The sequence below is a fragment of the Ruoffia tabacinasalis genome (assembly GCF_005864045.1).
In the GTDB taxonomy this organism is placed as follows: domain Bacteria; phylum Bacillota; class Bacilli; order Lactobacillales; family Aerococcaceae; genus Ruoffia; species Ruoffia tabacinasalis.
In genome coordinates, this window is the sequence record NZ_VBSP01000066.1 from 1 (window position 1) to 8,760 (window position 8,760).

Here is an 8,760-nt window from a genome sequence, read left to right on the forward strand (position 1 = left end):
GTTGTGAATTAACCATATCAGAAAGGGGTTCTTTTTGCATCACCTAACGGGTGATGAAGCAATTTACTACAAGTACTATAATCACAACATTAATTGACATTTTTAGAAAAACTATGAATTATTCAGGATTAACAAACAAATTTTAATATTCTTAATTTAATTCTGAATACGTTATCATATTCTTGGCTAGTTAATAATATTATTTTATACAAAAAACTAGAACAAATAATGATTTGTTCTAGTTTAATCTTAGACTATTTTGTTGTTATTTCATTATAGTATCTACGGTGATCATCAATGCGATCTAAGTAGAACCCTGGATGAAGTGTTTCTTTATCTTTTACGACTTCGATGACGCCATCTTCGTTAGAAAGTGTTTTTTCGAAATTTTCTTCATAAGCTTTGATATCTAATTTTTCTCGTCGATTCAAGTGTAATAACGTACCTTCTTTAGAAACATTTTCTTTGAAGCCTGGTTGTAAGATACCTGTGAATAATTCTGCAACCGCACCAGATCCATAACTAAACATCCCGATTCTTTGTCCTTCTTCAAGATTGTCATCGAAGTTCAGTAAAGAAATTAAGCTTAAGTATAATGATCCTGTATAAACATTCCCAACTTGGCGACCAATAAAAGTTGAGTCTTGATAATGACTAAACCATCTTTCTACTAACTCTGGGTTAATATTCGTTTCTTCTTTATTCTCTAAAGATTGCAGACATTTACGTCCCATCTTTGTAAATGGTAAGTGGAATGAGATGGCTTGCAAATCACTTAGGCGTTCAGGGTAACGTTTTGCATACTCTTCTATAATCGTATTGAACATTTCAATGTATAGTTCTGTTGAGTATTTACCTTGTACATATGGTACTTCGGCGTATGATGGACGCCAGAAGTCGAACTGATTTTCTGTCAGACTTAGTGTTTCGCTATCTAATGCTAAGATGCGAGGGTTTGCAGTTACTAACATGGCAATTGCGCCTGCACCTTGAGTCGCTTCCCCACCCGAGTTGAGTCCATAGCGGGAGATATCTGACATTATCACTAAAACTTTTCGTTCTGGGTTCAGCTTTATGTAATTAAATGCAGATATAAGTCCTGCTGTTCCTCCGTAACAAGCATGTTTCACTTCGTAGGCTTTAGCAAAAGGTTGAATACCTAGCATTTGGTGAATGTAAGTCGCAGCTGATTTTGAGAAATCAAAACCTGATTCTGTAGCAAAGATAACTTGATCAATTAATTCTTTATCTTCTTCAGTTACAATTTTGTTGGCTGCATTTGCTGCCATAGCAACGATATCTTCTTCAATGGTTGGTACAGCCATTTTCTCTTGCCCAATACCAATTAAGAATTTATTTGGATCAATGTCTCTAGCTTTTGCTAATTCAACCATATCAACGTAGTGATTTGGTACGTGAAATGTAATTTGATCGATTCCTACCTTTACGATTTGAATCCACTCCTTCTCTATCTCTATTTCCGTATTTCGTCTAAAATCTTTCTTGCTGTATCCCGATTCATTTGCCCAGCTTCACTTAACTGAGTCACAACAGCCGGTATTTCTTTTATTGTTGCGCCTACCTGCATGGCTAAAGCACGCGCTTGCATGCGCATATGTCCCTTTTGGATGCCTTCACTAACTAAAGCTCTCATAGCAGCAAAGTTTTGTACGAGGCCAATAGACGCGATGACATTTGATAAAACTTTGGCTGATGTGATATTGAGCATCTGTAAGGCAAGTTTTGCGGTTGGATGGGATGATAATGTACCGCCAACAGTAGCAACTTGTAATGGTATCTCAATGCTACCTTCTAACATTTCATCTTCATAATTTACTTGCCACTTAGTCAGTGAGCGGTATTGCCCGTCTTTGACTGCATAGGCATGAGCACCTGCTTCAATTGCTCTCCAATCATTTCCTGTCGCAATAACTACGGCGTCAATTCCATTCATGATTCCTTTATTATGTGTTGTAGCACGGTAGGGATCTAACCAAGCATAGTCTGAAGCCATCTCAAGACGCTCTGCTAAACTAATCGCTTCGTCTTTATCATTGCTTAAGTGAACAAATGGTATTTTGGCTGAAGCTATAGTTACTGCCTGAGGCTGGTAATTGGATAATATACTCATTAAGACTTCACCTTCAATGATGGATTCCATCGTTGGAGAAAGTGCTTCTAAGACAGTATTAATCACATTAGCACCCATAGCGTCACAGGGATCAAGTGATAAATAAATACTGATGTAATTGCGATTAGGATGCTCTTTCTCTTCAACCCAAATATCTCTTGGCCCGCCGCCACGTCTGACCATGGACGCACTTGCTTGAGAAGCAATGTCGAGAAGTTTCGCCTTATTCTCTTTAATAATCTGTTGAATTTCAGCCATAGGTTGTTGAACTGTCATAATAATTTGTCCAATTAGCAGTCGCTCTTTCGTTTCTGCCTGAATATTTCCTAGTAATTTAGCTCCGAAACTGGCCGCTGCAATCACAGATGGCTCCTCTATTGCCATCGGAACTACATACTTAGCATTATTCACTTTAAGATTAACTGCAACACCTAGAGGTAAATGATAATTAAATAAATAATTTTCTATCATTTGATTCGCATAGGCTTCCGGCAACATGGTATCCGCTGAATTAATAGATAAACCCAGCCATGATTCCATTAATTCTAATCGTTTGGATATCGAATGCTTGTAAAAGCCTGAGAAAAATTGCCTTTGATCCATATTATTGCTCCTTCAAATTGATATTTTTGATTTATTTAGTCAATCATATTTGTAGACATTAAAAAACGAATATAACTATTAAGATGGGGTACAAAGTACACTTACCGTTTCAGCCGTTTATTATACTATGAATACATTATATATTCTAGTAAATTTCTAAACTTCGTCTGTGTCCAGTCATCATGAATAGCATATTCGCTTTTTTGAATGAGTTGTAAATTAATTATTTTGTTCCAAAAATTCGATCTCCAGCATCTCCTAGACCTGGGATGATATAACCATGTTCGTTTAGTTTCTCATCTAAAGCTGCAGTGTAGATATCTACATTTGGATGCGCTTCTTGTAAAGCTTTTATTCCTTCTGGTGCTGCTACTAAACAAACAAATGTAATGTTTTCTTCTTTTACATTATACTTTGTTGTTAATTGGTTAAGTGCAGTGATTGCAGAAACTCCTGTCGCAAGCATTGGATCAACAACGAACACACGACGCTCGTCGATATCTTGTGGGAATTTAGCAAAATATTCAATGGCTTCTAACGTATCAGGATCACGATACACGCCGATATGTCCAACACGAGCTGCTGGAATCATGTCCATGATTCCATCTACCATACCTAAACCTGCTCGTAAGATTGGGACAATTGCCAATTTTTTACCAGCAATTTGTTTTTGAGTTGTTTTCATAATCGGTGTTTCAATTTCAATATCTTCTAAAGGAAGATCTCTCGTAATTTCATAAGCCATCAACATACCAATTTCATTTGTTACTTCACGAAATACCTTTGTTGAACAATCTTTATCTCTAATAATTGTTAGTTTATGTTGAATTAATGGATGATTCACTACTTCAAACTTTGCCATTTTATTCCTCCTAAGATAATTTATTATTTAAATAATGGTCGGTCTTTCATTAGTTCATAGACCTTGTCTTTAATTTCTGACATTTCGTCCTCTTCTGCTGATAAAGCATCAAGGATAAAATCCGCTACTAATTCTACATCTGATTCTTTCAATCCACGTGTAGTAATTGCGGCTGTTCCAATTCGAATACCACTTGTTTGAACAAATGATTCTTTATCAAATGGGATTGAGTTTTTATTTACAGTGATACCTACTGCATCTAAACGCTCTTGTGCCCATTTACCTGTGATACCAAGTGGAGTCACGTCAATTAAGAATAAGTGATTGTCTGTGCCGCCTGAAATAATTCTTAGTGGACTTAGATCAAATATTCGTGACATTGCTTTTGCATTGAGTTTTACTTGCTTAATATAATCTTTAAAGGCTGGTTGCAATGCTTCATGAAGCGCAACAGCTTTGGCAGCAATGACATGCTCCAATGGCCCGCCTTGAATACCTGGAAATATCGCTTTGTTTAATTTCTTCGCATGCTCTTCTTTCGCAAGAATCATCCCACCACGAGGTCCTCGAAGTGTCTTATGTGTTGTTGTCGTTACAACATCCGCATAAGGAATAGGATCTGGATGCTCTCCAACCGCTACTAAACCAGCAATGTGAGCCATATCTACAAAATAGATCGCTCCCACTTTTTTAGCGATGTCACCGATGCGTTCAAAGTCGATTTCACGCGAATAAGCACTTGCACCAGCAATCAACATTTTGGGTTGGACTTCTGTAGCAATTTCTTCAAGTTTATCGTAATCAATGCGTTCTGTCGTCGGATCAACACCATAACTATACATCTCATAAGATTGTCCACTAAAGTTGACTGGCGAACCATGAGTTAGATGACCACCTTGAGATAAGTCCATACCCAAAACTTTGTCGCCTGGTTCTAAAAAGGCACGATAAACAGCTAAGTTTGCACTAGAACCAGAATGTGGTTGCACGTTTGCATACTCAGCATTAAATAATTCTTTTGCTCGATCAATCGCAATTTGTTCAATTTTATCAACAAATTCGCAACCGCCATAATATCGCCTACCAGGATACCCTTCAGCATATTTGTTAGTCAAAATGCTTCCTTGAGCCTTTAAAACACTTGGTGAAACGAAATTCTCAGACGCAATTAATTCAATCCCATTTTGTTGACGTAGTTGCTCGTTCTTAATCTGTTCAAATACAAATGTATCATCAGTAAATGTCATAGTGATACCTCCAGGTTATTTTTTTATATTATATCATACTCGACGATGCTTTAGAAAGACGGTTTAAATATGCATGTGTTTCATCAGTCTCTTCAAATGCCTGCGCAAAAATCACATCACAGTCACTACTTTCAAGGAAACGTAAGCCTGCAAATAGGCGTTGAGTTGCTTGTTCAAGCTCTTCATCGCTTCCTAATGAATAGTAACTGAAACCAATACTATTTGTCTGTAATTCAGAAATAATATGTTCTTGTGCCAAGATTCCAATCTTCAAATCTGTTTCATTAATAAAGTCTTTCCAATCTTCAAGCGAATGAGAAGGATCAATCATCTTAACAGGTTGACTCGGACTATAATGCGTATACTTCACACCTGGACTGGCAATTGTAGTACCTTTCATTTGTTCCTCGCTCGATTTCTCTAACACTTCAATGCCTGTTGCATTGGCTAACATGGCTTGCGTAATAGCCCCTGGTCTTAAAATTTCAATGCGTTCTGCTGTCGGCCAAACGACCGTTGACTCAACACCTACTTGTGTGAACTCAGAATAATTATTCACGACGCCCGCAATCTTTCCATCAAAATCATGAATAACATGCTCAATGGACGTTGGACTCGGTTTACCAGATAAATTTGCACTTGGGCCGACTAAAGGAAAACCAACCATCTCAATTAAAAGTAAAGTTTCCAATTGATTAGGCATGCGAATCCCCACAGTCTTTTGATTCGGTGTGACACTTTCAGCAAATATACCTTTTTTAACCGGAAAGATAATTGTTAAAGGTCCCGGCCAAAAAGTTTCCATTAATTTTAGAGCCACATCGTTCACTTCATTAACAAAATCATAAACTGAATCGATACTGTGAACATGCACAATTAACGGATTATCTGAAGGGCGTCCTTTAGTTTTAAATACTTGTTTGACGGCTTGGTCGTTGTTGGCAATTGCACCTAAACCAAAGACGGTTTCAGTTGGAAATGCAACTAATTCTCCTTGCTTTAAAGAATCCGCTGCTTCGCGTAATTCCTCACGTCCAAATATTTTAGTTTTATTTAGTTTTTCATTATTCATTCTATATACCTACTTTACAATTCAATTTGTACGTAACGATTTTTTCCATTTAAATCTAGGATAATTTCAATAGTGGAATTTGGAAAGGTCTCAGAGAAGATAGTTTTAACTGCTTCTCCTTGTTGGAAACCAATTTCCACAATGATCATGCTCGTTTCCTTTACATATGATTGTATTTGTTTAGCGAGTTGTTTGTATATTGCCAGTCCATTATCTTCTGCAAATAAGGCTAATGACGGTTCAAACTTCTTCACGCTGTCATCCATTAAATCCAACTCATCTTCACTAATATAAGGTGGGTTGGATACGATAAGATCAAAGTTTTGTTGTGGAATATGTTCAAATAAATTACTTTCGATAAACTCCACATTAACTTGGTGATTTAATGCATTCTCTTTAGCGACTTTGAGTGCTTCAGGTGAAATATCTGAGGCAAAAACGTGTTGCTCTGGATTTAACTTCGCTATCATTATAGCTAAAATCCCCGTGCCCGTTCCAATATCTAACACTTTAGCGTCCACTTTCTCTTCCAAATAGTGGTTAGACAAACTGACAATCCCAGCAGTATCTTCTCTAGGAATCAGCGTGTGTTCTGTCACTTTAAATTTTTCTTCCATAAAGTAAGCATGACCGAGTAGATATTGAATGGGTTTTCCTTCAACGATTTGTTCAAGTATGCGCATATAGTGTGTATACATTTCTTCTTTGACTGGTTTATTCAAACCTAGTACAACATCTGTTAATGTTTGTTCAAAAGTCATCATCCAATACGTTCTTGCTAAATGCTCATCTAACCCCGAAGCTTTTAAAAAAAGTGAAGCTTTATTCAAAGCTTCACCTAATGTTAGATTAACTGTTTGGACCATTTAACTCCTCCAATAGTTGAGTTTGGTCGTAGACAATTAATGCATCAATTATGTCATCTAAATTACCACTTAAGATTGATTCTAACTGTTGAATTGTCAGTCCAATTCGGTGATCAGTCACTCGACTTTGTGGAAAGTTATATGTGCGGATTCTTTCAGAGCGATCTCCTGTTCCGATTTTTAACTTACGATCTGCATCAATCTCAGATTGTTGTTCTTCTTGCACTTTATCAAATACACGTGCACGTAAGATTTTCATTGCTTTTTCACGGTTTTTCAATTGTGAACGCTCATCTTGCATCGCAACCACTGTATTCGTTGGAATATGTGTTAATCGTACCGCTGAAGCTGTCTTGTTAACGTGCTGTCCACCCGCTCCACTCGCGTGGTAGATGTCGACACGAATATCATTGTCATCAATATCGAAATCGATTTCTTCAGCTTCAGGCATTACGATAACCGTTGCCGTTGAAGTATGGACACGTCCTTGAGATTCAGTCTCAGGAACACGTTGAACACGGTGAGCGCCGTTTTCATATTTAAGTTTTGAATACACTTTATCACCTGAAATCATTAAGGTTACTTCTTTATAACCACCGATACCTGTAATGTTTGCATCAATGACTTCTACTTTCCACCCTTGGTTCGTAGCGTAATGCGTATACATATCTAGTAAATCTCCAGCGAATAATTGTGCTTCGTCTCCACCGGCTGCCCCACGAATTTCCATAATGATATTCTTTTTATCATTTGGATCTTCAGGAATCATCATAATTTTAATTTGACTTTCTAATTCTTCACGCTCAGATTTTAAAGATGATAATTCCTCTTTCGCTAACTCAGCCATTTCATCGTCAGTATTCTCTGATAGAATTTCTTCTGTTTCACCGATTTCTTCATTAACTTGTTTATAGCGTTTGATTTTTTCGACTTTGGGTCTTAAATCACTTTCTTCAATCGTTAATTCTCGTAGACGGTTTGTATCACTAATCACACTTGGGTCACTTAGTAATTCATTAACTTCGTCATAGCGAAAAATTAGCGAATCTAGTTGTTCAAACATTATTTTTCCCCATTTCTTATAACTTGTTTACGCCGCCTGGATTGTTGTAGCAGCTTCGGCAGACTGGTAGATAGGATTCATTTCCACCAATTTGGATTTGTTCTCCTGTATATACCGGTTCTCCGTCATTAATTCTTAAGTTCATTGTCGCTTTACGGTGACAATACCAACAAATTGTCTTGAGTTCTTCAATCTTGTCAGCATAGATGAGAAGGTATTTCGAACCTTCAAAAAGCTCGTTTGAGAAATCATTTTTTAAACCGAATGCCATAACTGGAATGTTTAATTGATCTACAACACGAGCAAGTTCTAATATATGATGTTTTTTCAAGAATTGCGCTTCGTCGATTAAGATACAATATAACTCCGTATCAATTGCAGCAATCTCTTCAAATAAATCCATGTCATCCGTAATCGGAGTTGCTTCACGTTCTAATCCTGTACGACTTGCAACTAAGCCTACTTTTGTACGTGTATCGACAGCACTCGTAAAAATTTTAACTGGTTTATTTTGCTCTTCATAGTTATGTGCAACCTTTACGATTTCAATTGATTTCCCACTATTCATTGCACCGTATTTGAAGTACAGTTTCGCCATGATCTAACTCCTTCTTTTCTACTCTCAACTATTAATAATAAAATACTCAAGCATCTTAGTCAATTGCTTGGATGAAATATTATCATAAAAATATCTTAAGTGATTTTAGGGTATACTCTATATATTCCTAACTAAGAATATCATACCTGCATTCGACTTTGATTACAATTATGGTAAAAGTGTATTTTGGAATGAGAGTGTAAAATATCTTGTGTAAATAGAAAAAAGGAAGCCCCTTCTGTAGAATAGAGTTACCACACTACATTCACAGAAAAGAGGACTTCCCTATGAACAATCTTACTACAGATATCTTACAGA

Annotated in this window: 8 protein-coding genes; all 8 read right to left on the minus strand. The window is 36.8% G+C overall.

The features are described 5' to 3' along the window. Positions 1–254: 254 nt before the first annotated feature. The 8 genes from FEZ33_RS11375 to FEZ33_RS11410 all read right to left on the minus strand — a co-directional run bounded on the left by FEZ33_RS11375 (position 255) and on the right by FEZ33_RS11410 (position 8,442). Positions 255–1,478 carry a hydroxymethylglutaryl-CoA synthase gene (locus FEZ33_RS11375; RefSeq protein ID WP_328590797.1) on the minus strand — a complete coding sequence of 408 codons (1,224 nt, stop codon included), beginning with the start codon at positions 1,476–1,478 and terminating at the stop codon, positions 255–257. After that, positions 1,475–2,734 carry a hydroxymethylglutaryl-CoA reductase, degradative gene (locus FEZ33_RS11380; RefSeq protein ID WP_138405497.1) on the minus strand — a complete coding sequence of 420 codons (1,260 nt, stop codon included), beginning with the start codon at positions 2,732–2,734 and terminating at the stop codon, positions 1,475–1,477. The genes FEZ33_RS11375 and FEZ33_RS11380 overlap by 4 nt, the downstream gene beginning before the upstream one ends. A 223-nt stretch (positions 2,735–2,957) precedes the next feature. Further along, positions 2,958–3,596 (minus strand): uracil phosphoribosyltransferase, encoded by a 639-nt coding sequence (gene upp / locus FEZ33_RS11385; RefSeq protein WP_138405498.1) that lies wholly within the window; start codon positions 3,594–3,596, stop codon positions 2,958–2,960. A 23-nt stretch (positions 3,597–3,619) separates the two neighbouring features. Continuing rightward, positions 3,620–4,843: a serine hydroxymethyltransferase gene (glyA, locus tag FEZ33_RS11390; protein ID WP_138405499.1), complete on the minus strand. Its 1,224-nt coding sequence runs from the start codon at positions 4,841–4,843 to the stop codon at positions 3,620–3,622. A gap of 28 nt (positions 4,844–4,871) precedes the next feature. Continuing rightward, positions 4,872–5,915, minus strand: a complete 1,044-nt coding sequence (locus FEZ33_RS11395; RefSeq protein WP_138405500.1) for an L-threonylcarbamoyladenylate synthase — start codon at positions 5,913–5,915, stop codon at positions 4,872–4,874. Positions 5,916–5,929: 14 nt separating this feature from the next. Further along, complete coding sequence (prmC, locus tag FEZ33_RS11400; RefSeq protein ID WP_138405501.1) at positions 5,930–6,781, minus strand: peptide chain release factor N(5)-glutamine methyltransferase; 852 nt, start codon at positions 6,779–6,781, stop codon at positions 5,930–5,932. Beyond that, positions 6,765–7,844: a peptide chain release factor 1 gene (gene prfA / locus FEZ33_RS11405; protein WP_138405502.1), complete on the minus strand. Its 1,080-nt coding sequence runs from the start codon at positions 7,842–7,844 to the stop codon at positions 6,765–6,767. Before prfA ends, prmC begins: the two co-directional genes overlap by 17 nt. 16 nt (positions 7,845–7,860) lie before the next feature. Then, positions 7,861–8,442: a thymidine kinase gene (locus FEZ33_RS11410; RefSeq protein ID WP_138405503.1), complete on the minus strand. Its 582-nt coding sequence runs from the start codon at positions 8,440–8,442 to the stop codon at positions 7,861–7,863. Positions 8,443–8,760 lie beyond the last annotated feature (318 nt).